This is a genomic window from Salinispora pacifica DSM 45544 (genome assembly GCF_000378845.1).
Classification (GTDB): domain Bacteria; phylum Actinomycetota; class Actinomycetes; order Mycobacteriales; family Micromonosporaceae; genus Micromonospora; species Micromonospora pacifica.
On the sequence record NZ_KB905359.1, the window covers coordinates 1,060,916 to 1,084,882 of the forward strand.

General features: G+C 70.7%; 22 protein-coding genes and 1 rRNA gene. 6 read left to right on the forward strand and 17 right to left on the reverse strand.

The genetic code is table 11. From position 1 onward, the window contains the following. Positions 1-310: 310 nt before the first annotated feature. Together SALPAC3_RS0104745 and tyrS are read right to left on the reverse strand one after the other, a co-directional pair. Positions 311-1,826 (reverse strand): 16S ribosomal RNA (locus SALPAC3_RS0104745). 628 nt (positions 1,827-2,454) lie between these two features. After that, on the reverse strand, positions 2,455-3,741 hold the full coding sequence (tyrS, locus tag SALPAC3_RS0104750; RefSeq protein ID WP_018220124.1) for a tyrosine--tRNA ligase: 1,287 nt from the start codon (positions 3,739-3,741) through the stop codon (positions 2,455-2,457). Between the two features lie 75 nt (positions 3,742-3,816). On the opposite strand from tyrS, the gene SALPAC3_RS0104755 reads away from it, so the two are divergent. Continuing rightward, positions 3,817-4,227 carry a PaaI family thioesterase gene (locus SALPAC3_RS0104755; RefSeq protein WP_026185235.1) on the forward strand — a complete coding sequence of 137 codons (411 nt, stop codon included), beginning with the start codon at positions 3,817-3,819 and terminating at the stop codon, positions 4,225-4,227. Positions 4,228-4,247: 20 nt separating this feature from the next. Here the strand turns inward: SALPAC3_RS0104755 and SALPAC3_RS0104760 are convergent, their stop codons facing one another. Both SALPAC3_RS0104760 and SALPAC3_RS0104765 read right to left on the reverse strand, forming a co-directional pair. Next, entirely contained in the window at positions 4,248-4,871 is a 624-nt protein-coding gene (locus tag SALPAC3_RS0104760) for a hypothetical protein (protein WP_018220126.1), read from the reverse strand. Positions 4,872-4,889: 18 nt separating this feature from the next. Further along, the gene (locus SALPAC3_RS0104765) at positions 4,890-5,393 is read right to left on the reverse strand and encodes a GNAT family N-acetyltransferase (protein ID WP_018220127.1); all 504 of its coding nucleotides are present in this window, start codon (positions 5,391-5,393) and stop codon (positions 4,890-4,892) included. Between the two features lie 135 nt (positions 5,394-5,528). On the opposite strand from SALPAC3_RS0104765, the gene SALPAC3_RS0104770 reads away from it, so the two are divergent. Further along, positions 5,529-6,413 carry a universal stress protein gene (locus tag SALPAC3_RS0104770; protein ID WP_018220128.1) on the forward strand — a complete coding sequence of 295 codons (885 nt, stop codon included), beginning with the start codon at positions 5,529-5,531 and terminating at the stop codon, positions 6,411-6,413. A gap of 140 nt (positions 6,414-6,553) precedes the next feature. Then, positions 6,554-7,393, forward strand: coding sequence for a universal stress protein (locus SALPAC3_RS0104775; RefSeq protein WP_018220129.1), 840 nt, complete (start codon positions 6,554-6,556; stop codon positions 7,391-7,393). Between the two features lie 25 nt (positions 7,394-7,418). Here the strand turns inward: SALPAC3_RS0104775 and SALPAC3_RS25360 are convergent, their stop codons facing one another. From SALPAC3_RS25360 to SALPAC3_RS28600, 3 genes are read right to left on the reverse strand one after another with little or no spacing between them, the layout of a single operon-like run. Next, complete coding sequence (locus SALPAC3_RS25360; protein WP_033668705.1) at positions 7,419-7,688, reverse strand: hypothetical protein; 270 nt, start codon at positions 7,686-7,688, stop codon at positions 7,419-7,421. Next, positions 7,685-7,882: a hypothetical protein gene (locus tag SALPAC3_RS0104785; protein ID WP_018220131.1), complete on the reverse strand. Its 198-nt coding sequence runs from the start codon at positions 7,880-7,882 to the stop codon at positions 7,685-7,687. Before SALPAC3_RS0104785 ends, SALPAC3_RS25360 begins: the two co-directional genes overlap by 4 nt. Next, entirely contained in the window at positions 7,882-8,106 is a 225-nt protein-coding gene (locus SALPAC3_RS28600; RefSeq protein WP_080635120.1) for a hypothetical protein, read from the reverse strand. Before SALPAC3_RS28600 ends, SALPAC3_RS0104785 begins: the two co-directional genes overlap by 1 nt. A gap of 206 nt (positions 8,107-8,312) precedes the next feature. Between SALPAC3_RS28600 and SALPAC3_RS0104790 the strand changes: the two genes are divergently transcribed. Further along, complete coding sequence (locus SALPAC3_RS0104790; protein WP_018220132.1) at positions 8,313-9,059, forward strand: Scr1 family TA system antitoxin-like transcriptional regulator; 747 nt, start codon at positions 8,313-8,315, stop codon at positions 9,057-9,059. Then, positions 9,047-9,241, forward strand: coding sequence for a DUF397 domain-containing protein (locus SALPAC3_RS0104795; RefSeq protein ID WP_018220133.1), 195 nt, complete (start codon positions 9,047-9,049; stop codon positions 9,239-9,241). The genes SALPAC3_RS0104790 and SALPAC3_RS0104795 overlap by 13 nt, the downstream gene beginning before the upstream one ends. Before the next feature lie 49 nt (positions 9,242-9,290). On the opposite strand, the gene SALPAC3_RS0104800 is transcribed toward SALPAC3_RS0104795, so the two are convergent. Beyond that, complete coding sequence (locus SALPAC3_RS0104800) at positions 9,291-9,920, reverse strand: DNA-3-methyladenine glycosylase (protein WP_018220134.1); 630 nt, start codon at positions 9,918-9,920, stop codon at positions 9,291-9,293. A gap of 77 nt (positions 9,921-9,997) precedes the next feature. Between SALPAC3_RS0104800 and SALPAC3_RS0104805 the strand changes: the two genes are divergently transcribed. Next, positions 9,998-12,526, forward strand: a complete 2,529-nt coding sequence (locus SALPAC3_RS0104805; RefSeq protein ID WP_018220135.1) for an AMP-binding protein — start codon at positions 9,998-10,000, stop codon at positions 12,524-12,526. Between the two features lie 71 nt (positions 12,527-12,597). Here SALPAC3_RS0104805 and argH read toward each other — a convergent pair whose 3' ends face one another. The 9 genes from argH to pheT form a co-directional block, all read right to left on the reverse strand. Continuing rightward, positions 12,598-14,061, reverse strand: coding sequence for an argininosuccinate lyase (argH, locus tag SALPAC3_RS0104810; protein ID WP_018220136.1), 1,464 nt, complete (start codon positions 14,059-14,061; stop codon positions 12,598-12,600). A gap of 11 nt (positions 14,062-14,072) precedes the next feature. Continuing rightward, on the reverse strand, positions 14,073-15,281 hold the full coding sequence (locus SALPAC3_RS0104815) for an argininosuccinate synthase (RefSeq protein ID WP_018220137.1): 1,209 nt from the start codon (positions 15,279-15,281) through the stop codon (positions 14,073-14,075). Continuing rightward, entirely contained in the window at positions 15,278-15,793 is a 516-nt protein-coding gene (locus SALPAC3_RS0104820; RefSeq protein WP_018215018.1) for an arginine repressor, read from the reverse strand. The genes SALPAC3_RS0104815 and SALPAC3_RS0104820 overlap by 4 nt, the downstream gene beginning before the upstream one ends. Beyond that, positions 15,790-16,755 carry an ornithine carbamoyltransferase gene (gene argF, locus SALPAC3_RS0104825; protein WP_018220138.1) on the reverse strand — a complete coding sequence of 322 codons (966 nt, stop codon included), beginning with the start codon at positions 16,753-16,755 and terminating at the stop codon, positions 15,790-15,792. The genes SALPAC3_RS0104820 and argF overlap by 4 nt, the downstream gene beginning before the upstream one ends. Beyond that, entirely contained in the window at positions 16,752-18,071 is a 1,320-nt protein-coding gene (locus SALPAC3_RS0104830; RefSeq protein WP_026185237.1) for an acetylornithine transaminase, read from the reverse strand. The genes argF and SALPAC3_RS0104830 overlap by 4 nt, the downstream gene beginning before the upstream one ends. Then, on the reverse strand, positions 18,068-18,955 hold the full coding sequence (gene argB / locus SALPAC3_RS0104835) for an acetylglutamate kinase (protein WP_018220140.1): 888 nt from the start codon (positions 18,953-18,955) through the stop codon (positions 18,068-18,070). Before argB ends, SALPAC3_RS0104830 begins: the two co-directional genes overlap by 4 nt. 58 nt (positions 18,956-19,013) lie before the next feature. Next, entirely contained in the window at positions 19,014-20,186 is a 1,173-nt protein-coding gene (gene argJ, locus SALPAC3_RS0104840) for a bifunctional glutamate N-acetyltransferase/amino-acid acetyltransferase ArgJ (RefSeq protein WP_018220141.1), read from the reverse strand. Beyond that, on the reverse strand, positions 20,183-21,184 hold the full coding sequence (gene argC, locus SALPAC3_RS0104845) for an N-acetyl-gamma-glutamyl-phosphate reductase (RefSeq protein WP_018220142.1): 1,002 nt from the start codon (positions 21,182-21,184) through the stop codon (positions 20,183-20,185). Before argC ends, argJ begins: the two co-directional genes overlap by 4 nt. Before the next feature lie 185 nt (positions 21,185-21,369). Next, complete coding sequence (gene pheT / locus SALPAC3_RS0104850) at positions 21,370-23,955, reverse strand: phenylalanine--tRNA ligase subunit beta (protein ID WP_018220143.1); 2,586 nt, start codon at positions 23,953-23,955, stop codon at positions 21,370-21,372. Positions 23,956-23,967 lie beyond the last annotated feature (12 nt).

The following is a 23,967-nucleotide window of genomic DNA, read 5'->3' on the forward strand; positions in this document are numbered from 1 at the left end:
AGCATCCGGTATACGAAGCAAGCCACGCCAGGCAAACCGCCAACCCGCAACACCACCAACCGGCGACATCACAGACCACACGGCCCAAGAAACAACCACACGGTCATTCCTTCAGGACCCAACAGGGTGTCCAACGCCAGCCCCAGCCGCATCATCAACCCCTTCCAACCACCCCCCGAAGAGAGCGTGTACAAGAGCATCAAACCGCTGCCAAAACCAACTAGCCAGTGTCTCCGACCAATGAGCACCCCATCACCCAACACAGGCAACCGAGGCTCCATACCGCCCTTCGACGGATGGCGCTCCTTAGAAAGGAGGTGATCCAGCCGCACCTTCCGGTACGGCTACCTTGTTACGACTTCGTCCCAATCGCCAGCCCCACCTTCGACGGCTCCCCCCACAAGGGTTAGGCCACCGGCTTCGGGTGTTGCCGACTTTCGTGACGTGACGGGCGGTGTGTACAAGGCCCGGGAACGTATTCACCGCAGCGTTGCTGATCTGCGATTACTAGCGACTCCGACTTCACGGGGTCGAGTTGCAGACCCCGATCCGAACTGAGACCGGCTTTTTGGGATTCGCTCCACCTCACGGTATCGCAGCCCATTGTACCGGCCATTGTAGCATGCGTGAAGCCCTGGACATAAGGGGCATGATGACTTGACGTCATCCCCACCTTCCTCCGAGTTGACCCCGGCAGTCTTCGATGAGTCCCCGCCATAACGCGCTGGCAACATCGAACAAGGGTTGCGCTCGTTGCGGGACTTAACCCAACATCTCACGACACGAGCTGACGACAGCCATGCACCACCTGTCACCGGCCCCGAAGGACCCCCCATCTCTGAAGGATTTCCGGCGATGTCAAACCCAGGTAAGGTTCTTCGCGTTGCATCGAATTAATCCGCATGCTCCGCCGCTTGTGCGGGCCCCCGTCAATTCCTTTGAGTTTTAGCCTTGCGGCCGTACTCCCCAGGCGGGGCGCTTAATGCGTTAGCTGCGGCACAGAGAACCGGAGAGGCCCCCCACACCTAGCGCCCAACGTTTACAGCGTGGACTACCAGGGTATCTAATCCTGTTCGCTCCCCACGCTTTCGCTCCTCAGCGTCAGTATCGGCCCAGAGACCCGCCTTCGCCACCGGTGTTCCTCCTGATATCTGCGCATTTCACCGCTACACCAGGAATTCCAGTCTCCCCTACCGAACTCTAGCCTGCCCGTATCGACTGCAAGCCCGCAGTTGAGCCACGGGTTTTCACAGTCGACGCGACAAGCCGCCTACGAGCTCTTTACGCCCAATAAATCCGGACAACGCTCGCGCCCTACGTCTTACCGCGGCTGCTGGCACGTAGTTGGCCGGCGCTTCTTCTGCAGGTACCGTCACAAACGCTTCGTCCCTGCTGAAAGAGGTTTACAACCCGAAGGCCGTCATCCCTCACGCGGCGTCGCTGCATCAGGCTTCCGCCCATTGTGCAAGATTCCCCACTGCTGCCTCCCGTAGGAGTCTGGGCCGTGTCTCAGTCCCAGTGTGGCCGGTCGCCCTCTCAGGCCGGCTACCCGTCGCCGCCTTGGTAGGCCATTACCCCACCAACAAGCTGATAGGCCGCGAGTCCATCCCAAGCCGAAAAATCTTTCCACCAACCACCATGCGGCAGCCAGTCATATCCGGTATTAGCCCCGGTTTCCCGGGGTTATCCCAAAGCCTAGGGCAGGTTACTCACGTGTTACTCACCCGTTCGCCGCTCGAGTACCCCGAAGGGCCTTTCCGCTCGACTTGCATGTGTTAAGCACGCCGCCAGCGTTCGTCCTGAGCCAGGATCAAACTCTCCAACAAAAACTTGAAGAAAACCCCAGCAACAAAAAACAATCTGCTGCCAAATTCAAGCCCAAGCCAACCCACCAAACAGCAGGCCAACCCAGACCAAAACGGCACTGGCTTTCCAAACACCCTGTTGAGTTCTCAAAGAACAACCACACACCATCAGAACCCCAAACCAGGGCCCCTCAAGAGGCAACCGCTCCAGCCCGCCACTCTCGCGCCAGGCACTTTTACTACTTTACCCGGTGGTTTCTGCCGTGTCAAACCGCTTTGCTGCGATCTGTCGACTTCATCCACTTTTGGGCACCACAACGTCACCGACTGTCCGTCGCCTTCGTCGTGATTTCGGCAGACCGGCCGCTTGCAGTTTCCCGCTAGCGCGCCCGGCTCCTGCCGGCGGCCAACCTTACCCGGTCGGTTTCGCCTCACCAAATCCGCCTTTCGGCGAGTCTGGGGCACCGCCCAAGCGAACAATCCGGGCCGTGGGGCTCGGTCAGTCCGAGAGGTCGCTTCCTGCGCTCCGGCCGCTCGGGGCGACCGCCCCGTTTCGTCCGTTCCGCGCTGGCAGAGAGAAAGTTACGCGTCCGAGGGAGTTGCCGTCAAATCCGCCGGACGCGTCCCCGGTCACATCATCAGGATCCAGCTATTTTCGCAGCTCAACACCGGCAAAGGAACGCTTCCCCCGACGCAGGACCAGGTAGCGGCCGTGTAACAGGTCCGCCGGGGTGACGACCGCGTCCGTCGAGGACACCCGGTTGTTGTTCAGGTAGGCACCCCCCTCAGCGATCACGCGACGGGCCTCCTTGTTGCTCGGCACCAGACCAGACTCCCTGAGTAGCCCGACCACGTCGGGTAGCTCGTCGAGGTGGACCAGGCCCGCCTCGGTCAGGGCAGCACGCAGCGTCGCGGGTGCGAGTTCCGCCAGCGACCCCCGCCCAAACAACGCCTGACTCGCGGCGACCACCTGGGCCATCTCCCGCTCGCCGTGTACCAGGGTGGTCAGCTCCTCGGCGAGCGCCCGCTGGGCGACGCGTGCGGCCGGTCGCTCCGCTGCCTCCTTCTCCAGGGCCTCCAGCTCGGCCCGGGACCGGAAGCTGAAGTAGCGCAGGTAGTGGGCGACGTCGCGATCGTCCGCATTGACCCAGAACTGGTAGAACGCGTACGGACTGGTCAGCTCCGAGTCGAGCCAGATCGCCTCACCCTCGGTCTTGCCGAACTTCGTACCGTCTGACTTGGTGACCAACGGCGTGGTGAACGCCTCCACCGGACCCGCGCCCCGGCGACGGATGAAGTCGACGCCGGCGGTGATGTTGCCCCACTGGTCGGAGCCGCCGAACTGCAGCTGACACCCGTGGCGTCGGTGCAGTTCGAAGAAGTCGTTGGCCTGGAGCAGCTGGTAGCTGAACTCGGTGAAGCTGACCCCGCTCTCCAGCCGGGCCCGCACCACCTCGCGCGCCAGCATCCGGTTCACCGGGAAGTGTTTGCCGACATCCCGTAGGAACTCCACCACCGACATCTCGCCGGTCCAGTCCAGGTTGTTGACCAGCTGCGCCGCGTTCACACCCTGGTACGACACGAAGGGGGCCAGCTGGTCCCGAATCCGGGCCACCCATCCGGCCACCACCTCGGGCGGGTTGAGAACCCGCTCGGCGCTCTCCTTCGGGTCACCGATCTGCCCGGTCGCCCCACCTACCAGCAGCAGCGGCCGGTGGCCGGCGAGTTGGAGCCGCCGGGCGGTGATGACCTGCATGAGGTGACCGACGTGCAGGCTCGACGCGGTCGGGTCAAAGCCTACGTAGAAGGCCGAGCCCGGGCCGTCGAGCAGCGCGCGCAGCTCGTCGAGGCCGGTGGAGTCCTGGATCAGGCCACGCCACCGCAGGTCGTCGAAGAGTGTGTCCCGCTCTGCCGGCGGGGGGCTGGTGTCGGTCACAGTCTCCGATTCTCCCCCATGGCCAGCCGGCCCGGCGATCGGGATTACTGGCCCGCTATGCTGGCCGCCCCCGCAATGACGAAGGGCTATGCCGTGGACGAGCCAGATCTGACCGGCGGCTTCGTGGGCCTGCTGGGGCTGCGCTACGCGGAGGTCAGCGCCGACCGGGTGGTCCTCCGCTGGCAGGTCCGCCCCGAGCTACACCAGCCGTACGGCATCCAGCACGGCGGCGTCTACTGCTCGGTGGTCGAGACGGCGGCGAGTGTCGGCGGGGCCACCTGGCTGGGCGACCGGGGGCAGGTCGTCGGCGTGTCGAACCAGACCGATTTTCTGCGCGCGGTCCGGTCGGGTGAGTTGACCGCCGTGGGTACCCCGGTCCACCGCGGCCGCAGTCAGCAGCTGTGGCAGGTGGAGATCACCGACAGCGATGACCGGCTGGTGGCACGCGGCCAGGTCCGACTCCAGAACCTGTCCACGACCGGATAACCGCAGCCGGTGGCCGCGCGCTAGGCGGCGGCGGGGAGGTCCAGCACGTACGCGTCGCCCTGCCGGTGGAAGCCGAGCCGGTGATAGTAGGGGGCGACCATGCCGGGCGGGGTGACGACCTGCCGGAACCCCTTGTCGGTGAAGAGGCGGCTACGCCGGTATACGAACTCGCCTGGGGTGAAGTCCCGGAAGCGCTGGGTGACATAGTCGAGGTCGACCTGGGCCACCCCGCCCGGCTCCGCGTGTGCCAGCACCACCCCGACCACCTCATCGGCCCTGACGACCAGGAACGCGAACCGCTCTCCGCCTCGGTGCCAGGTGAAACCGGGGTTGAACCGGGCGATGTCGGCGGCGTGTACCCGCAGCGTGTGGGCTAGGAACTGGTCGTCAACGCCCACCTCGACCACCTGGTAGGTCGCGGCGTCGTGGCGGGTCGTCAGCATGCCGCGCAGGTACCACACATTGATGACGGCCAGCACGACGTTCAGGCCAACCATCGGCCATACCGGGATCGCCGCGTTGTAGCCGATCAACACGACGCACCCGACCAGGTTCAGGGCACGCAGCCGGAGAATAGCGGTCTGCAGTAGCGACCAGACCAGCACCGCGGAGCCGGCCCAGCCGATCAGTTCCAGCCAGTTCACCTCGGCGAGGGTAGTACCTCAGCTCCGCGCGGGTGCGGGGGCGGGGTCGGCGAGCTCCAGGATCCACTCCTGGACCTCGACGCCCCGCCCTGGGGCATACCCCTGGTCCTCGCCGGTGACGACGAAGCCGCACTTGCGTAGCACGGCGAGGGAGGCGCGGTTGTCCTTGGCCACCCGGGCGTGCACGGGCCGGCGGGGCAGCTCAGCCAGGAGGACGACGAGCGCACCGGTCGCATACCCCTGGCCCCAGCGACCCGGGTCGATCCAGTAGCTGACCTCGGTGCGTCCGTCGGCGGGGAAGGCGACCACGTGGCCTACCACCTCATCACCGACAACCACCGTCCGCGGCACCACCGTCGGGTCGGCGCGGATCCGCGCCCAGTGCGCGTCGAACGCGGTGCGGTCGGCGGGGTCGGCCGGGCCGAACGCCGCCATCCAGTTGGCCTCGGCATCCTGCTGGTGGGTGAAGAAAAGCGGAAGATCACTATCGAGTACGGGACGCAGGCGCAGATCGGTGGGCATCGCGCGATGGTAGCTCCGTTCGAGGCTGCCGGGGCGAGGGGACCAATGGCCCCGGGCTTGGGCCGACCGCCCCTGATTGGGCGGTTGCCAGACCGGCAGGCTGAAGGTGAAGCGAGCCGAAGGAGGGCAGACATCATGACGAGAAGCGCCGGAGCCCCGGTCGTGGTGGGTGTGGACGGTTCCGCCGCCGCGTTGGACGCCGTCCGGGTAGCGGTACGCGAGGCGGAGTACCGGCAGCGCCCGCTCCGGGTGGTGCACGCCTTCATCTGGCCGTTGACCGGGGCCCCGTTGACCCCGGTTCCCGGCGCCCCGGTCACCGCCGGGCTGCGCAACCAGGCCGAAGAGTACGTGCGGGAAGCGGTGGAACAGGCCCGCAAGATCTCCCCCGACCTGCGAATCACCGGTGTCGTGGTGGACGGCGCGCCGACCCCGGTGCTGGTCGAGGAGGCGCAGGAAGCGGTGCTGACGGTGCTCGGCCACCGGGGTCTGGGCGGCTTCGCCGGGCTGCTACTCGGCTCGGTCACCGTGCAGGTCTCCGCCCGCGCGAAGAGCCCGGTGCTGGTCGTCCGAGGTGAACCGCGCGCGGACGGTCCGGTCGTGGTGGGTGTGGACGGTTCGCCGCTGTCCACCGCGGCGGTCGCCTTCGCCTTCGAGGAAGCGGCCCGCCGGGACGCACCGCTGCTCGCCCTGCACGCCTGGCTCTTCCCCACCCCGGTCGGACCGGGGGACATCCTGCCCCTGGTCTACGACCTGGACGCCGTCGAGGGCGAGGAGGAGCGGACCCTCGCCGAGTCGCTCGCCGGCTTCGCCGAACGGTATCCGCAGGTGCAGGTGCGGCACCGGGTCGTCCGTGGCTCGCCGGCCCGGGTGCTGGTGGAGGCGTCGAAGAGCGCGCAGCTGGTGGTCGTCGGCGCACACGGGCGCGGCGCCCTCGGCGGGCTGCTGCTCGGCTCGGTCAGCCACGCCGTCCTGCACCACGGGCACAGCCCACTGGCCATCGTCCGGCACCCCGCCGGATAGCCGCACCGGCGCGGTGAGCGGCTCCGCACGGGTGTGGACTGCGCCCTGGTCGCCGCCGTGGTTCCCGCTGACGTCGTTGCCGGTAACCGGGTCAGCCACGCCGGCCCGGGGGACAATTGTGCCGATCGACTCTGAAAGGGGTGCTGATGAACCGAGCCGTGGTGGTAGGGGTGGATGGCTCACCGTCGAGCCTGGTGGCGGCGGAGCACGCCGCCCGCGCCGCGGTGCGGCGGTCGCGACCGCTGCACCTGGTGCACGGCTACCTGCACCCGTCCGGGTACGGGGTTCCCATCAACCCGTACGAGTTCGGAGTTCCGGCCCCGAACGACGAAGCGCAGTCGATGCTGGACCGGGCCGCGACCGAACTGGCCGACCGCTGGCCCGGGCTGACCATCCACGCGCGGCAGGTCGCCGGCGGGCCGGGAGCCACGCTGATTGAGGAGTCCCGCCGGGCGGAGCTGGTCGTGGTGGGTAGCCGGGGGCACGGCGGCTTCGCCGGGCTGCTACTCGGCGCGGTGGGTTCGCAGGTCGCGGCGCACGCGCACAGCCCGGTACTGGTGGTCCGGCCCACCGATAGGCCAATTGAGGCGGGCGGACCGGTGCTGGTCGCGGTGGACGGGTCGGAGTCGGCGGAGGTGGCGGTCGGGCAGTCCGCCGACGAGGCCACCCGGCAGCAGACCGAGCTGGTGCTGGTGCACGTGCACACCCCGGGTGCGACCGACGCCACGGAGGTGCTGGACACTGCCGTGGCGTCGGTGCGCGGCAGCCATCCGGGGCTGGCCGTGACCGCCCGCCAGCTACGGGCGGAGAAGCCGGACCAGGCACTGATCGACGCCAGCCGGGACGCTGCCCTGATCGTCGTGGGGACCCGCGGGCGGGGCGGATTCACCGGGATGGTGCTCGGCTCGGTCAGCCAGTCCCTGGTGCAGCACGCCCACTGCCCGGTGCTCGTGGCCCATGCGTACGGCCGAGGGCGCTGACCAAGTTTCGCCCCTGGTTGGCCCTTCAGGCCCACGACATGAAGCGGCGATAGAGGTCGGATGCTCTGTTGACCTGCGAAAGTTGTGCATCCGCCTCGGCCATCAGTGCGCTCAGGTACACGCGCAGCGCGACCGTGTTGTCGCGGTATTCGATCAGGAGGGCGGCCCGGGCCGACGGGCACGGCCACTCGGCCCGGCAGGTGTCGCAACCCCACAGGGGACGCATGGGTAGGTGCGGCCGGTCGGCAGCCGGGTCGCCCGGATTCGGGTGTGGGAGTCTCGGCCTGGTCGTCATCGCAGCACCCGGAGCACGATGGCCGCCACGATGATCAGCAGGATGAGCGCCGCGACCAGTTGGTGCCGGGTGGTGGCGGGTGGCGGGGGCGGGCTCGGCCTGCACGGCCGCACCCGGTCGCCGTCGGGCAACGGCGGCGTGCCGTACGGGTCGGGGTGGGCGCGCCGGTCGACGGGCGGGTTGTCGTCGGCCATCACAGCCTCCTCAGCCCGGTGAGCACCGCCGCAAGAACATCGACGCCCGGGTACGACGTGTAGTACACCCGCGCACGACCAATGGCACGACCGCCAGTTCCCACTCTCAGCAGGCGCTCTTGATCCCTTCCTGGCACCGCGGCTCGATGCCCATCGTGGTTGATCGAGTAGGTGTGCGCGATTCCGGTCTTCCCGAGTGGTAGCCGTTCGGCGTTGGCGGGCATTGCGGACTCCTGGACGTGAGCGGATGTTGATGGACCGTCCCCCACATCCCTGGCACGGGGGACGGTCCGACAGCGCCTCCGGCGGGCTCAAACACCTCCACCGGCCTACGCCATCTACAAAGCACCATGCCGGAGGGTTGTGGCGCAGCAACACCGCGTAGCAGTATGTGCTCAGAACATCTGGGACGAACACAATGGGGTCTGGAATGAACCGTGTCGTACAGATTGCAATGGCCGAGGCGGGCGAAACCGCCGACAGCATCGCTGCTCAGGTTGGCGTTGACCCGAAGACCGTTGCCCGGTGGGTGACCCAGGGACGGATACCACAGACGCGACACCGTGCCCAGGTAGCCGAGATCCTCAAGCGGGACGTATTCGATCTCTGGCCGGACGCCCAGAGACGCAAGGAGCCCGCCTGGTTCCGCCCGTGGACCGAAGTCGAACGAGACGCCGTAGGACTACGGTGGTTTGAGTCGGCGGTACTGCCTGGGCTGCTACAAACCGAGGAGTACGGCCGCGCTGTCCTCAGCAGCGGCCCCCTGGTCAACGATGTGGAGAATCACATCGGCACCCGACTACAGCGGCAGGCAGCCGTGTTCGATCGTCCCCGACGGCCGCTGTCCGTCTTCGTGATCGACGAGGCCGCACTCCGCCGTGGCACACGAGACATCATGGAGCCTCAGCTTGATCACCTCATCATGATGGCTCAACAACCCAACGTCATGGTGCACGTACTACCGCTTGACGCCGGCCTACACCCAGGGCAAGCCGGACCGTTTGTCATCGCCACCTCACCGGACGGTGATGATGTCGGCTACGTGGACGACCAGGCCGCGGGCCGCATCACCAAAGACGTTGCGATGCTGTGGGCGGTCTGGGATACCCTGAGGTCGGTTGCGCTTCCGCGTAGCCAAACCATCGACTTCCTGAAAGCGCGATCATGGCTGACCTGAGCAGCGCCCAGTGGCGCAAGAGCACCCGTAGCAGCTCCAATGGCGGGGCCTGTGTCGAGGTCGCCGACAACCTTTCCGGCATCGTCGGCGTCCGGGACAGCAAGGACCCGACCGGACCGGCGTTGGTGTTCGGGCCGGCAGCGTGGCGGGCGTTCGTCGCGCAGCTCCCCGAGCAGCACTGACCCACCTTCAGCGCGAAGGCCCGACTCCCCCGCGAGGCGGGCCTTCGCGCTATCGGGCGCCGGGGCGAGCGGGCCGGCGTCGGGGTACGTGGCGGCGGTAGGTGCTGACGGTCGGGTTGTCGGCGATCCAGAACCGCCACGGCACGTCGTGCGCCCCGGTGACGCCGACCCTCGGTCCGGCCGCTACCGCCGCTTCCGGCACTGGTTCGCGGGGTGGACGCAGCCGGATCGGGCCGTCGCCGAGCAGGTACTGCCCGTACGCCGACCGGTCGACGTCCAGTGCGACGCAGAGCCGGGCCGGGCCCCGGGCGAGGTCGCGGTCGGATTGCGCCGTCTGACGGCGGGACCGGGCCGGGGCGTGGCCGGCGACCACTTCCCCCGCCCGCACCAGCACCGCCGCGGCCTCCCCCTCCGGCCCGGTCACCACGTTCAAGGCCCAGTGCATCCCATACGTGAAGTAGACGTAGACGTGCCCGGATGGGCCGAACATCGCCGCGTTGCGCGGAGTACGCCCCCGGTGGGCGTGCGAGGCCGGGTCCTGGGCGGTGCCCGCGTACGCCTCGACCTCGGTGATGCGGAGGGTGACCCCGCCTGCGGAAAGGCGGGCGCCGAGCAGGCCGCGCGCCGCCGGTACGACCGGTCCGCCGAGCAGGACGGCTAGTCGCGCGAGATCATCCACGGCTGCGACCCTATCCCGGGGTGATGCGGGTCGCCAGAGTTATGGATTAGGTCAGCCTTACCTTAGAGTCGTTGCTCGTGACTTCCGCATCCGCCCTGTTCCCGGCCGTGCAGGTGCCGTTCGTCCGCGACCTGGCAACGCATGGCGAGCGCACCGCGATCGTTACCCGGGACGGGGAGATCTCGTACACCGACCTCGCCGCCCGGGTCGCGCGAACCGCCGAGCAACTCGGCGTGGGGCGACGGCTCGTGCTGGTCGTCGGCGCGAACACGGTCGACTCGCTGGTGGCGTACCTGGCCGCGATGCACGCCGGGCACCCCGTCCTGTTGGTGCCCGAGGACCGGGCCTCGGCGCTCGCCGGCCTGATCGAGGCGTACGACCCGGACGTGCTGGTCGGCGGCGCCGAAGAGGGCTGGCGGATCGAGCACCGCCGCGCCAACTCCCGGCACGATCTGCACCCCGACCTGGCCCTGCTGCTCTCCACCTCCGGGTCGACCGGCTCCCCGAAGCTGGTCCGGCTCTCCCACACCAACCTGCAGGCCAACGCGGAGGCGATCGGCGAGTACCTGGGTATCCGCGACACCGATCGGGCGGCCACCAGCCTGCCACTGCATTACTGCTACGGCCTGTCGGTGGTCAACAGCCACCTGGCCCGAGGCGCCGCGCTGGTGTTGACCGACCTGTCGGTCGCCGACACCTGCTTCTGGGAGCTGTTCCGGGAGGCCCGGGCCACCACCCTCGCCGGAGTGCCGTACACCTTCGACCTGCTGGACCGGGTCGGCTTCGCCGCCATGGACCTGCCACACCTGCGTTACGTCACCCAGGCCGGTGGTCGACTCGCACCGGAGCGGGTACGTCACTACGCCGAGCTGGGTCGGGGCGCGGGCTGGGACTTCTTCGTCATGTACGGGCAGACCGAGGCGACCGCGCGGATGGCGTACCTCCCGCCGGACCTCGCCCTGGACCACCCGGCGGCGATCGGGGTGCCGGTGCCCGGCGGCGACTTCCGGCTCGCCCCGGTCGCCGACCATCCGGACCCGGAGGTCGGCGAGCTGGTCTACGCCGGCCCGAACGTCATGCTCGGCTACGCCCACTCTCCCGCCGATCTGGCGCTGGGTCGCACCGTCGACGAGCTGCACACCGGCGACCTGGCTCGGCGTACCGCAGCCGGAGTGTGGGAGATCGTCGGCCGTCGCAGCCAGTTCGCCAAGATTCTCGGGCTACGGGTTGACCCGCAGCAGATCGAGGCGCTGCTGTCCGCGCACGATGTCACCGCCAGCTGCGTCGGCGGTGACGACGAACTGATCGTGGCGACCGCCGGCGCCGAAGACCCACGCCGGGTGCGCCGCCTGGTCGCCGGGGAGGTGGGGCTGCCGCCTCGGGCCGTGCGGGTGCTCCCCCTGGCCGAGTTGCCCCGGCTCGCCTCCGGCAAACCCGACCTGGCGACGCTGCGTGGGCTCGCCGCCGAGAGCTCGCCACCACTGGCGGCGCCGGCCGGCGACCTCTGCACGCTGTATGCGGAGGTGCTCGACCGCACCGACGTCACGCCGGATCGCAGCTTCGTCGACCTCGGCGGGGACTCCCTGTCATACGTCGAGATGTCGGTGCGGTTGGAGCGGGAACTGGGTGACCTGCCGGCGAACTGGCACACCCTGCCGATCGCGGACCTGCGCCGATCCACCGCAGCTCCCGGACACGCTCCCCGGCCACGCCGGCGGCGTTCGCTGGAGACCAGTGTGGCGCTGCGGGCGGCGGCGATCGTGCTGATCGTCGGCTCCCACATCCCGATGTTCACCATCACCGGTGGGGCACACCTCCTGCTCGCGGTGGCCGGCTTCAACTTCGCCCGGTTCCAGCTCACCACCGCCGGGCGAGGAGAGCGACTGCGGCAGATCGGCGTCAGCCTGCTGCGCATCGTGCTGCCCACGATGGCGTGGATCGGTGCGGTGATGCTGGTCGACGACCAGTACCGACTGAGCACCCTACTGCTGGTCAACAGCATTCTGCGGCCCGATGACGCCACACACGGCTGGCACTTCTGGTTTATCGAGGCGGTGGTCTACCTCCTGGTGGCGCTGGCCGCGCTCCTCGGCCTGCGCCGGGTCGACCGCTGGGAGCGGCGGTACCCGTTCGCGCTTCCGCTGGGGCTGACCGCGGTCGCGCTGCTCGGCCGGTACGACGTCTTCGGCCTCGACGCGGCCCACGACCTGCCGGCGGCGCTCGTGGCCGGCTGGCTGTTCACGCTCGGCTGGGCGACGGCCCGAGCCGACGGGGTACGGCAGCGGCTGTTGGTCACGCTCGTCGCGGTGGCCACCGTGCCGGGCTTCTTCGGGGAGCCGGCCCGCGAGGCCCTGATCGTAGCCGGCTTCGCGTTACTGACCTGGCTGCCGACCGTGCCCAGCCTGGGCGTGCTGAACAAGGTGGCCGGGGTGCTCGCCGGTAGCTCGCTCTACATCTACGTGACCCACTGGCAGGTCTACCCGCACCTGCGGGAGCTGCCGTTGGTCGCCCTCACCGCGTCGCTCGCGCTCGGCATCGCGTATGCCGCGCTGGTCGGCCGCGTCTGGCGTTGGGCTACCGCCCGCCGTCCGGCCCGGCTGCGCTGACGCTGCTCGACGGGCGGGGCGGTCCGCTTCGCGGACGCCCCGCCCGTCGATGAACTGGTCAGGTGAACCGGTCAGCGGGGAACGACCTGCTCGGCGGCCCACTCCCGCCAGCCGGCGAGCTGGTCGGCGGCGGCGGCGAGCTGCTCGGCGACCGGACCCGGGCCGGTGGAGCCCGGGGTGGTGCGGGCGGCGAGCGCGCTCCGGACCGACAGCACGTCCCGCACCGACGGGTCAAGGTGCTCGCTGACCGCGGCGAGGTCGTCGTCGGAGACCTCGTCGAGCGCGCAGTCCCGGGCCACGCAGAGCGCCACCAGCCGGCCGGTGATCTCGTGCGCCTCGCGGAACGGTACCCCGCGGCGGACCAGCCAGTCGGCCACCTCGGTGGCGAGCGAGAAGCCCTCCGGCGCGGCGGCGACCAGCCGGTCGGCCCGTACCGTCATCGTGGAGACCATCCCCGCGAGGGCCGGCAGGAGCAGCTCCAGCGTGTCCACCGCGTCGAAGGCGGGCTCCTTGTCCTCCTGCATGTCCCGGTCGTAGGTCATCGGCAGGCCCTTGAGCATGGTGAGCACACCCACCAGGCCCCCGACGAGCCGGCCGGACTTGCCTCGGGCCAACTCGGCAATGTCCGCGTTCTTCTTCTGCGGCATGATCGACGATCCGGTGGCGAAGGCGTCATCCAGCTCCACCCAACCGAACTCCGGCGACGTCCACAGCACCACCTCCTCCCCGAGGCGGGACAGGTGCACGCCGATCAGCGCGGTGGTGAAGAGGAACTCGGCGACGAAGTCCCGGTCGGCGACGGCGTCCATCGAGTTGGCGAAGGACGTGCGGAAGCCCAGCTCCCGGGCGACCGCCACCGGGTCCAGCGGCAGGCCGGAGCCGGCGAGCGCACCGGCGCCGAGCGGACTGATCGCGGTGCGGTGGTCCCAGTCGCGCAGCCGCTGTAGGTCGCGCAGCAGCGGCTGCACATGGGCGAGTAGCCAGTGCCCGAAGGTGACCGGCTGGGCGGGCTGCAGGTGGGTCATGCCCGGCGTCGCGGTGTCCACGTGCCGCCCGGCCTGCTCGACCAACGCCTCAGCCAGCTCGACCAAGCGAGCGGCCACGCCCCGGGCGTGGTCACGCAGGTAGAGCCGCAGGTCCGTGGCGACCTGGTCGTTGCGGGAACGGCCGGCGCGCAGCTTGCCGCCGAGCCGGCCGAGCCGCTCCAGCAGCCCCCGCTCCAGGGCCGTGTGCACGTCCTCGTCTTCCACGGTGGGCCGGAACGTGCCGGCGGCGCAGGCGGCCTCCAGGTCGTCCAGGGCCGCCAGGATCTGCCCCAGCTCGTCGGCGTCCAGCAGACCGGCGCCGGCCAGGACCCGGGCGTGTGCCCGGGACCCCGCGAGGTCGTAGGGGGCGAGCCGCCAGTCGAACTGCACGCTCACCGACAGCCGGGCGAGTGCCTCGGCCGGGCCGCCGGCGAAGCGGGCTCCCCACAGACTGGTCCGGTTGGTGGCTGCGCTGTTCTCGGTCAGGCTCTCGTCGTCCACCCCGCCCATTGTGGCAGCGCTCACCGCGCCCCACCCAGCCGGGCGTCCCGCTCCGCCGACATCTTGCTGGGCAGGCCCCACAGCTGCACAAACCCCTTGGCCAGGGACTGGTCGAAGGTGTCACCGGTGTCGTAGGTGGCCATGCCGAAGTCGTACAGGCTGGCCTCGGACCGCCGGCCGGTGGCGGTCACCCGGCCACCGTGCAGGGTGAGCCGTACCTCGCCGGTGACGTGCTGCTGCGAGTCATCGACGAAGGCGTCCAGCGCGTCCTTCAGCGGGGAGAACCACAGGCCGTCATAGACCAGCTCGCCCCAGCGCTGGTCCACGCTCCGCTTGAACCGGGCCAGGTCGCGCTCGACGGTGACCGCCTCCAACTCCTGGTGTGCGGTGATCAGCGCGATCGCACCCGGCGCCTCGTACACCTCGCGGCTCTTGATCCCGACGAGCCGGTCCTCGACCATGTCCAGCCGGCCGATGCCCTGCGCGCCGGCACGCCGGTTCAGCTCCACGATCGCCTGGTACGGGGTGACCGTCTCCCCGTCGATCGCGACCGGGTTGCCGGCGTCGAAGGTGATGACGACCTCGTCCGCGTCCCGCGGCTGGGTCGGGTCGGCGGTGTAGGAGTACAGGTCCTCGATCGGCGGGTTCCAGATGTCCTCCAGGAAGCCGGTCTCGACGGCCCGGCCCCACAGGTTCTGGTCGATCGAGTAGGGCGACTTCGCCGTCACGTCGATCGGCAGCCCCTTCTCCTCGGCGAACGCGATCGCCTTGTCCCGGGTCCAGGCGTAGTCCCGAGCCGGCGCGACGATCCGCAGATCCGGGGCGAGCGCCCCCAGGCCGACCTCGAAGCGAACCTGGTCGTTGCCCTTGCCGGTGCAGCCGTGCGACACGATGGTGCCGCCGTGCTTGCGGGCGGCGGCCACCAGGTGCTTGACGATCAGCGGCCGGGACAGGGCGGAGACCAGCGGGTACCGGTCCATGTAGAGGGCGTTGGCCCGGACGGCGGGCAGGCAGTACTCGGCGGCGAACTCGTCGCGCGCGTCGACCAGCTCGGATTCCACGGCCCCGCAGTCGAGCGCCCGCTGCCGGATCGCCTCCAGGTCCTCACCGCCCTGCCCGACGTCGACCGCCACGGCGATCACTTCGGCGCCGGTCTGCTCGGCCAGGTACGGGATCGCGACGGAGGTGTCCAACCCTCCGGAGTACGCCAGAACGACCCGCTCAGTCATGATGTGATGCTCCTTTCAACGTTGTCTTCGCGGCGGGCCCAGCCGGCGAGTTGGTCGCCGAGCGCGGCTCCGCCGTCGGCCGCGCGGGCCACGACGAGGATGGTGTCGTCGCCGGCGATCGTGCCGACGACCTCGGGCAGGCCGGCGCGGTCCAACGCGCTGGCCAGGTACTGGGCCGCACCCGGTGGGGTACGGAGCACGGCGATGTTGCCGCTGGCGTCCACCCCGTTGAGCAGCTCGCGCAGCAGGCGCACCAGACGCGCCGGCGCGGTCTCGGCCTCCCGCAACGGACGCTGACCGTCCTCCGGGATCAGGTAGACCCCGCGGCCGTCGCCACCGCGCACGGTGACCGCGCCGAGTTCCTTGAGGTCCCGGGAGAGGGTCGCCTGGGTGGCCTGGATACCCTCCCCCGCCAGCAGGTCGCCCAGCTCGGTCTGCGAGTGGATCGCCTTGTCCCGGATCAGTTCGACGATGCGGGCGTGCCGGGCGGCGCGGGTCAGCGGGGCGCTCATGCGCGCTGCCCGGTGGTGCCGCCCGACACCGGCGCGTCCGGGGTGGTCCCGAGGAGGAACGTCAGCAGCGCCTTCTGGGCGTGCAGCCGGTTCTCCGCCTGGTCGAAGACGGCGCTCTGCGGGCCGTCGAGCACCTCGTCGGTGATCTCCTCGCCGCGGTGCGCGGGCAGGCAGTGCAGCACGATCGCGTGCGGCGCGGCGTGTGCGAGCAGCGCCGTGTTGATCTGGTACGGGCGGAACGGGGTGACCCGGTCCAGCCCGTCGGACTCCTGCCCCATCGAGGTCCAGGCGTCGGTGGCGACGGCGTCGGCGTCGCGGACCGCCGCCACCGGGTCGGTGCCGGTACGCACCGACCCGCCGGTGCCGGCGGCGATCTTCTCCGCCCGGGCCAGCACGGCCGGGTCCGGACTGAACCCGGCGGGCCCGGCGATCCGGACGTGCATGCCGGCGGCGGCGCCGGACAGCAGGTACGAGTGGCACATGTTGTTCGCCGTGTCGCCCAGGTACGTCAGCGTCCGCCCGGCGGTGCCGCCGAGGTGCTCGCGGATGGTGAGCAGGTCGGCCAGGAGCTGGCACGGGTGGTACGTGTCGGTGAGGGCGTTGACCACCGGCACGGTCGCGTGCGCGGCGATCTCGGCGATCCGCTCGTCCCCGTGGGTCCGCAGCACGATCGCCGCCACGTAGCGGGAGAGCACCCGTCCGGCGTCGGCGAGGGTCTCGCCCCGGCCGAGGTGGGTCACCTGGCTGTCCACCACCAGCGGATGTCCGCCCAGCTCGGCGATGCCGACGTCGAAGGACATCCGGGTCCGCAGGCTCGGCTTGTCGAAGAGCACCGCCACCGCTCGCGGGCCGGCCAGGGGGCGATACCCGAAGCGGTCCGCCTTCATGCCGGCGGCCAGGTCGAGCACCGTCGCCTGTTCGGCGGGAGTGAGGTCGTCGTCCCGCAGGAAGTGCCGGATCATGTCCTGGCCTCCGTCGTGCTTGGGGTGGTCGGGGTCGGAATTCTGGCCGGTTGGGCCGGCGGGCTGGGGTTGCCCGGTCCCGTTGACCGACCCCCGGCGGCCGGGGTCGAGTCGGCGGCGGCGCGGGTCGCGTCGAGGCCGGCCGGGGTCGAGCTGGCAGCGTCGAGGGCCGCCGGCAGGGCGGCCAGGAAGGCATCGGCCTGGTCGGCGGTGAGAATCAGCGGTGGGGCGAGCCGGATGACACCCGGCTGCACCGCGTTGGCCAGGAAGCCCGCCTCCCGCAGCGCCTCGACGGCGACCGCCGCGACCGGCGCGGTCAGCACGATCCCGAGCAGCAGGCCGGCGCCCCGTACCTCGGCGACCAGGGGATGGTTGAGCGCCTGGACGCCCCGGCGGAGCTGATCCCCGACCCGCTCGACGTGGTCGAGTAGCCCGGTGCCGGCGATCGTGGACAGCACCGCCAACCCGGCGGCGCAGCTGATCGGGTTCCCCCCGAAGGTGGTGCCGTGGGAGCCGGGGCGCAGCAGGTCGGCCGTGGGGCCGAAGGCGATGCACGCGCCGAGCGGCAGGCCGCCGCCGAGCCCCTTGGCGAGCGTCACCACGTCCGGTTCGATGCCCTCGGCCTGGTGGGCGAACCAGTGCCCGGTGCGGCCGATCCCGGTCTGCACCTCGTCGAGCACCAGCAGGGCGCCGTGCTCGGCGGTGATCCGCCGGGCCTCGGCGAGGTAGCCGGCCGGCGGTACGACGATGCCGTTCTCTCCCTGGATCGGCTCCAGGATCACCATCGCGGTCGCATCCGTGACGGCCGCCGCCAGCGCGGCGCTGTCGCCGTAATCGACGTGGGTGACGGTGGTGGGCAGCGGACGGAACGGGTCGGCCTTGGCCGGCTGGCCGGTGAGCGCCAGCGCCCCCATCGTGCGGCCGTGGAAGCCGCCCCGGGTCGCGACGACCTCGGTCCGCCCGGTGAGCCGGGAGATCTTGAACGCCGCCTCGTTCGCCTCGGCGCCCGAGTTGGCGAAGAAGACCCGTCCCGGGCGGCCGGCGAGGGCGAGCAGCAGCTCGGCCAGGGCCACCGGCGGCTCGGCGGCGTACAGGTTCGACACGTGCCCCAGCGTGGCGACCTGCTTGGAGACGGCGGAGACCACCGCCGGGTGGGCGTGGCCGAGGGTGTTGACGGCGATGCCGCCGAGCAGGTCCACGTACTCCCGGCCGGTGTCGTCGACCACCACGGCGCCTGCGCCGCCGACCAGCGCGAGCGGCGGCGTACCGTAGCTGTCCATCATGGAATCTTGCCAGCGGTCACGAAGCGGGCTCATCCGGGAATCACCATGGTTCCGAAGCCTTCCGAGGTAAAGATCTCCAGCAGGGTCGAGTGCGCGACCCGCCCGTCCACCACGTGCGCGGCGGGCACGCCCCCGCGCACCGCCCGCAGGCACGCCTCCATCTTGGGAACCATCCCCGACTCCAGGGACGGCAGCAGCTTCGCCAGCTCGTTCGCGGTGACCTCACCGACCAGGCTGGACCGGTCCGGCCAGTTGGCGTACAGGCCCGGCACATCGGTCAGGACGACCAGCTTGCGCGCCCGCAGCGCGATCGCCAACGCCGCCGCGGCGGTGTCCGCGTTGAGGTTGTGCGGCACGCCGTCCGCATCCGGGGCCACCGTCGAGAGCACCGGGATCCGACCGGCCTCGAGCAGGTCGGTCACCGCCGAGATGTCCGCCGACTCCACATCGCCGACCTGGCCGACGTCGACCGGCAGCCCATTGACGTACGCCGGGCGTCGGACCGCGGTGAACAGACCCGCGTCCTCGCCGGAGAGCCCCACCGCGAACGGACCGTGCGCGTTGATCAGCCCGACCAGTTCCCGGCCGACCTGACCCAGGAGCACCATCCGGACCACGTCCATCACCTCTGGCGTGGTGACCCGCAGCCCGCCCCGGAACTCACTCTCGATGCCGAGGCGGTCCAGCATCGCCGAGATCTGCGGCCCGCCGCCGTGCACCACGACCGGCTTCAGGCCGGCGTGGCGGAGAAAGACCATGTCCGCGGCGAACGCCCGCCGCAGCTCCGGATCGGCCATGGCGTTGCCGCCGTACTTGACCACGACGGTCGAGCCCGCGAAGCGGGCCAGCCACGGCAACGCCTCGATCAGGGTGGCGGCCTTGGCCTGGGCGCCGGTGAGATCCGCGGTGACGCTCATGCCCGAACCTGCCTTCCGTCTCCGGTCGCGGTGCCGCGCCGCGCGGCGATCCTCGTGCTCACGACGAGTACGCCGAGTTCTCGTGCACGTACCCGTGGGACAGGTCGTTGGTCCAGATCGTCGCCGCGGCGGCGCCCGCCCCCAGGTCGATGCAGATCGTCACGTCCATACCCCCGAGGTCGACCTTGGACCGGTCCTCGGCGGCGGCACCGCCCCGGCACACCCACACCCCGTTCACGGCCACATCGACCCGCTCCGGCTCGAACGCCGCCGCGGTGGTGCCGACGGCGGCGAGGATGCGCCCCCAGTTCGGGTCGTTGCCGAACAGCGCGGTCTTGACCAGGTTGTTCCGGGCCACGCTCCGGCCCACCTCGACCGCGTCATCCTCGCTCGCCGCGCCGACCACATCGATCGTGATCTGCTTGGTGGCGCCCTCGGCGTCGGCGACGAGCTGCTGCGCGAGGTCGTGGGCGACGGCGGTGACCACGGCGGTCAGCTCGGCCTCGGTGGGCGCGACGCCGCTCGCGCCGCTGGCCAGCAGCAGCACCGTGTCGTTGGTGGACATGCACCCGTCCGAGTCGACCCGGTCGAAGGTGAGCCGGCAGGCGGCCCGCAATGCCGCATCCAGGGTCTCCGGGTCGGCGACCGCGTCGGTGGTGAGCACGCTGAGCATCGTGGCCATCGCCGGTGCGAGCATGCCCGCGCCCTTGGCCATCCCACCGACGGTAAAGCCCGCGCCGTGCCCGACCGCGTTCTTCGGCCGGGAGTCGGTGGTCATGATGGCCTCGGCGGCGGCCGGTCCGCCGTCCTGACTCAACGCCTCGACCGCCGTACCCACCCCGGGCAGGAGCCGGTCCATGGGCAGCCGCTCGCCGATCAGGCCGGTGGAGCAGACGGCCACCTCGCCCGCGCCGAGGTCCAACCCGGGGGCGACGGCGGTCAGTACCGCCGCGGTGTGCTCCGCGGTGGCGTGGGTGTCCTGGAAACCACCGGGGCCGGTGCAGGCGTTGGCGCCACCCGAGTTGAGGATCGCGGCGCGCACCAGACCGCCCTGGACGACCTGCTGGGTCCAGAGCACCGGCGCGGCCTTCACCCGGTTGGCGGTGAAGACACCGGCTGCCCCGGCGTGCGGGCCGTCGTTGACGACCAGGGCGACATCGGCCGTCCCGCCCTCCTTGAGCCCGGCGGGCACCCCGGCCGCCCGGAATCCACGGGGAGTGGTGACGCTCACGGGGTAACCCCCCAGACGGACAGGCCGGTGGCCTCCGGCAGGCCGAGCATGATGTTGGCGTTCTGCACCGCCTGGCCGGCCGCGCCCCGACCGAGGTTGTCCAGGCCGCTGACCACGATCATCCGTCCGGCGTCGACGTCGACGGTCGCCTGCAGGTGGCAGGAGTTGGAGCCGAGGGTCGCGGCGGTGTGTGGCCACCGCCCCTCGGGCAGCACGTGCACGAAGGGCGCGCCCGCGTACGCCTCGGCGAGCACCGCCTGCGGGTCGACCTCGCGTACGGGCACGGCGGTGACGGTCGCGAGGATCCCCCGTGGCATCGGTGCCAGCACCGGGGTGAACGACAGGCTGGTCGCCCCGGTCGCCTGCTTGATCTCCGGAACGTGCTGGTGCGCACCGACCCGGTACGGCGACAGATCCCCCATGACCTCGCTGGCCAGCAGGTGCGCCTTGGTGGCGCGGCCGGCGCCCGCGGTCCCGGAGGCGGCCACCACCACCACGTCGGCGGGCTGGACCGCGCCGGCGGCGATCAGCGGGGCGAGCGCCAGGATGATGGCGTTGGCGTAACAGCCGGGGTTGGCCACCCGGGTCGCGGCGGCGATCCGCTCGCGCTGACCCGGTAGCTCGGGCAGACCGTAGGTCCACTGCCCGGCGTGGGTGCCGCCGTAGTAGTTGGCCCAGGCGTACGGGTCGGCCAGCCGGTGATCGGCACCGAGGTCAACCACGCGCGCCTCCGGCGGCAGCTGCGCGGCCAGCGCTGCCGACTCGCCGTGCGGCAGCGCCAGGAAGACCAGGTCGGCATCGGCCAGGGCCGCCGGGTCGGTCTTGGCCAGCACCAGATCCAGCCCGGTCAGCTGCGGGTGCACGGTGTCCAGCCGGTGTCCGGCCTGGCTGTGCGCGGTGGCGGCGACCAGGTCGAACTCCGGGTGCCCGGCGATCAGGCGCAGCAGTTCACCCCCGGCGTAGCCGCTCGCCCCAGCGACCGCAACTCGGATCCCCATACCTACCTCCGTATGACAATGCAGGAAAGGTTAGCAGTGACCGCATGATCATACAAAGCAATGCATGGTGATGAGACCGTGTTCTGGATCACCAGCTGCCACCCACGGAAGGGCCCGCGTCGCGTGTCGCGACGCGGGCCCTTCGACGGAAAACCCCAAACGGCGGGAAGAGGCGAGGTCTGCCCTCACACGCCGCGGAGAGTAGCGCCGAAGCGCTCCGCGACACAGGCAACCGCCGCGTCCCGCGCCGCGACCGCCTCCTCCACCGTCAGCGTCCGGTCCGGCGCCCGGAAGGTCAGCTTGTACGCCAACGACCGACGACCCGCGCCGAGCTGCTCACCGACGTACACGTCGAAGAGCCGAACCGACTCCAACAGCGCACCGGCCCCCGCCACCAGCGCCCCCTGCACCTCGGCCACCGGCACGTCGACATCGACCACCAGCGCCACGTCGATCAGGGCGGGCGGGAAAGACGAGAGCACCGGGGCCTGCCGCACCGGGGCCGCCGGAACCGCGTCCAGGTCCAACTCCATCGCGGCGGTACGGCGCGGCAACTCCAGCCCGGAGATCACCGCCGGATGCAGCTCTCCCGCGTACCCGACAGCCACGCCATCCACCACCAGCTGCGCACAGCGCCCCGGGTGCCAGGGGGCGTGCTCCACCGCCCGTACGGCCACCCGGTCGGCGGGAATGCCGGCGGCGGCGAGCACCGACCGAGCCGCCTCGACCGCGTCCGCCCAGCCAGCCGGGCGCCCCTCGCCCCACCAGCCACCCGGCTCGACCTCACCGGCGAGCACCACGGCGACGTGCCGAGGCTGCTCCGGCAACACCGCGTCGGCGGCGGCGAACTCCGCGTCCGACGGCCGGTGGTCCACCCCCATCGCCGGCGGAGAGCCGGCCTCCGCGCGCGGGTGGAAGACCGTGCCGATCTCGTACAGCGCGAGGTCCCGCTGGCCTCGGCCCAGGTTCCGTCGGAGCACCCCGAGCAGCGGGCCGAGCAGCGTCGTCCGCAGTGCCGGCTCCTCCTCCGACAGCGGGTTGGCCAGCCGCACCGCCCGCCGCCGGGCATCATCGGCCGGCAGGCCCAGCTGGTCAGCCAGCTCGACTGCCACAAACGGCGCGGAGAGCACCTCCACGTACCCCTGGTCGGCGAGCATCCTGGCCACCGCCCGCCGACGCCGCTGCTGCCAGGTCAGGCCCCGACCGACGGGGGCCGCCGGCAGCACCGCCGGCACCCGGTCGTAGCCGTCGAGGCGAACCACCTCCTCGACCAGGTCGGCCGGGTCGGTCAGGTCGGGTCGCCAGGTCGGCGGGGTAACCAGGAACGACACCGCGCCACCAGCGGCGACGCCCACCGCACCCGGATCCGCGGCGAGCCGATCCGGGCCGCCAACGACCGTGCAGCCAACCTCGGTGAGCAGGGCAGCCACCCGCTCCGGCGAATAAGTCACCCCGACCCGTCGAGATGGCAGATCCGCCGGCAGGACCACCGGGGTCGGCGCCGACACCTGATCGATATCGAGGATCTCCGCACCGGCCGCGCCGCCGCCGTGCTCCACCAGCAGCCGCACCGCCCGGTCGACGGCGACCAACGGCAGGGCCGGGTCAACGCCCCGCTCCCACCGCTTGGCCGCCGCGCTGAACAGCCGGTGCCGGCGGGCCGTGCGCCCCACCATCACCGGATCCCAGTGGGCAGCCTCAAACAACACATTGCCGGTCTCCGCGACCACCTCGCTGCTCTCCCCACCCATCACGGCGGCGAGCGAGATCGGGACACCGGCGTCGGCGCCAGCAGCCGGGATCGGATTCGGCAACCCGGCATCAGAGATCACCATGTCCTCGGCGACCAGCGTGCGCGCCACCCCGTCCAGGGTGGTCAGCTGCTCCCCCGCCACCGCCCGGCGGACCACCAGCGGGCCGGTGATCCGGTCGGCGTCGAAGGCGTGCATCGGCTGGCCCAGCTCGAGCATCACGTAGTTGGTGATGTCGACCGGCAGCGAGAGGCTGCGGATACCGGCGGTGGTGAGCCGCTGGACCATCCAGGCCGGCGACGGCGCGGCCGGGTTGACACCGCGGACCATCCGCGCCGCGAACCGGTCACAGCCGACCGGATCCCGCACCTCCACCGGGTACGCGGGGGCTTCGGTGCCGGCCGGGGCGGACGCGATACCCGGGTCCCGAAACGGCACCCCGAAGGCGTGCGACAACTCCCGGGCGATCCCCCGCACCGACATCTGGTAACCCCGGTCCGGGGTCAGCTCCACCTCGACCACCACATCGTCGAGGCCCACCACGGGGCGGGCGTCGTCACCCGGCTTGGCGGGGCTGGAGTCGGGCAGCACGATGATGCCGGCGTGGTCGTCGCCCAGGCCCAGCTCCTTCACCGAGCAGATCATGCCCTTGGAGTTGCGCCCATACGTCCGGCGCGCCCCGATGGCGAAGTCACCGGGCAGCACCCCACCGGGGAGGATCACCACCACCCGGTCGCCGACCGCGAAGTTACGCGCCCCGCAGACGATCTCCTGCAACTCGCCGGTGCCGTTGGCGTCCCCCACGTCCACCCGACAGAAGCGAATCGGCTTCTTGAAACCGGTCAGCTCCTCAATCTCCCGCACCTCGCCGACGACCAGCGGCCCGGTGACCGTACCGGCCAGGTCCACGACGGACTCCACCTCGATACCGAGGCCGACCAGGGACTGCTCAAGGTCGGCCGGGGTCAGGTGCGCCGGCAGGTCAACGTACTCACGCAGCCAACTGACAGAAACTCGCATGACTCAGATCAC

What these genes read in the sequence shown, in the direction of transcription:
- SALPAC3_RS0104795 (WP_018220133.1), top strand. Translation starts at nt 9,047, where the DNA reads ATGGCTGACCTGAGCAGCGCCCAGTGGCGCAAGAGCACCCGTAGCAGC.
- SALPAC3_RS0104770 (WP_018220128.1), top strand. Translation starts at nt 5,529, where the DNA reads ATGACGAGAAGCGCCGGAGCCCCGGTCGTGGTGGGTGTGGACGGTTCC.
- SALPAC3_RS0104765 (WP_018220127.1), bottom strand. Translation starts at nt 5,393, where the DNA reads ATGCCCACCGATCTGCGCCTGCGTCCCGTACTCGATAGTGATCTTCCG.
- argF (WP_018220138.1), bottom strand. Translation starts at nt 16,755, where the DNA reads ATGATCCGGCACTTCCTGCGGGACGACGACCTCACTCCCGCCGAACAG.
- SALPAC3_RS0104815 (WP_018220137.1), bottom strand. Translation starts at nt 15,281, where the DNA reads ATGACTGAGCGGGTCGTTCTGGCGTACTCCGGAGGGTTGGACACCTCC.
- SALPAC3_RS0104755 (WP_026185235.1), top strand. Translation starts at nt 3,817, where the DNA reads ATGACGAAGGGCTATGCCGTGGACGAGCCAGATCTGACCGGCGGCTTC.
- SALPAC3_RS25360 (WP_033668705.1), bottom strand. Translation starts at nt 7,688, where the DNA reads ATGACGACCAGGCCGAGACTCCCACACCCGAATCCGGGCGACCCGGCT.
- SALPAC3_RS0104785 (WP_018220131.1), bottom strand. Translation starts at nt 7,882, where the DNA reads ATGGCCGACGACAACCCGCCCGTCGACCGGCGCGCCCACCCCGACCCG.
- argH (WP_018220136.1), bottom strand. Translation starts at nt 14,061, where the DNA reads ATGGGCGGGGTGGACGACGAGAGCCTGACCGAGAACAGCGCAGCCACC.
- pheT (WP_018220143.1), bottom strand. Translation starts at nt 23,955, where the DNA reads ATGCGAGTTTCTGTCAGTTGGCTGCGTGAGTACGTTGACCTGCCGGCG.
- argC (WP_018220142.1), bottom strand. Translation starts at nt 21,184, where the DNA reads ATGGGGATCCGAGTTGCGGTCGCTGGGGCGAGCGGCTACGCCGGGGGT.
- SALPAC3_RS0104790 (WP_018220132.1), top strand. Translation starts at nt 8,313, where the DNA reads ATGAACCGTGTCGTACAGATTGCAATGGCCGAGGCGGGCGAAACCGCC.
- SALPAC3_RS0104820 (WP_018215018.1), bottom strand. Translation starts at nt 15,793, where the DNA reads ATGAGCGCCCCGCTGACCCGCGCCGCCCGGCACGCCCGCATCGTCGAA.
- SALPAC3_RS0104830 (WP_026185237.1), bottom strand. Translation starts at nt 18,071, where the DNA reads ATGAGCCCGCTTCGTGACCGCTGGCAAGATTCCATGATGGACAGCTAC.
- SALPAC3_RS28600 (WP_080635120.1), bottom strand. Translation starts at nt 8,106, where the DNA reads ATGCCCGCCAACGCCGAACGGCTACCACTCGGGAAGACCGGAATCGCG.
- argB (WP_018220140.1), bottom strand. Translation starts at nt 18,955, where the DNA reads ATGAGCGTCACCGCGGATCTCACCGGCGCCCAGGCCAAGGCCGCCACC.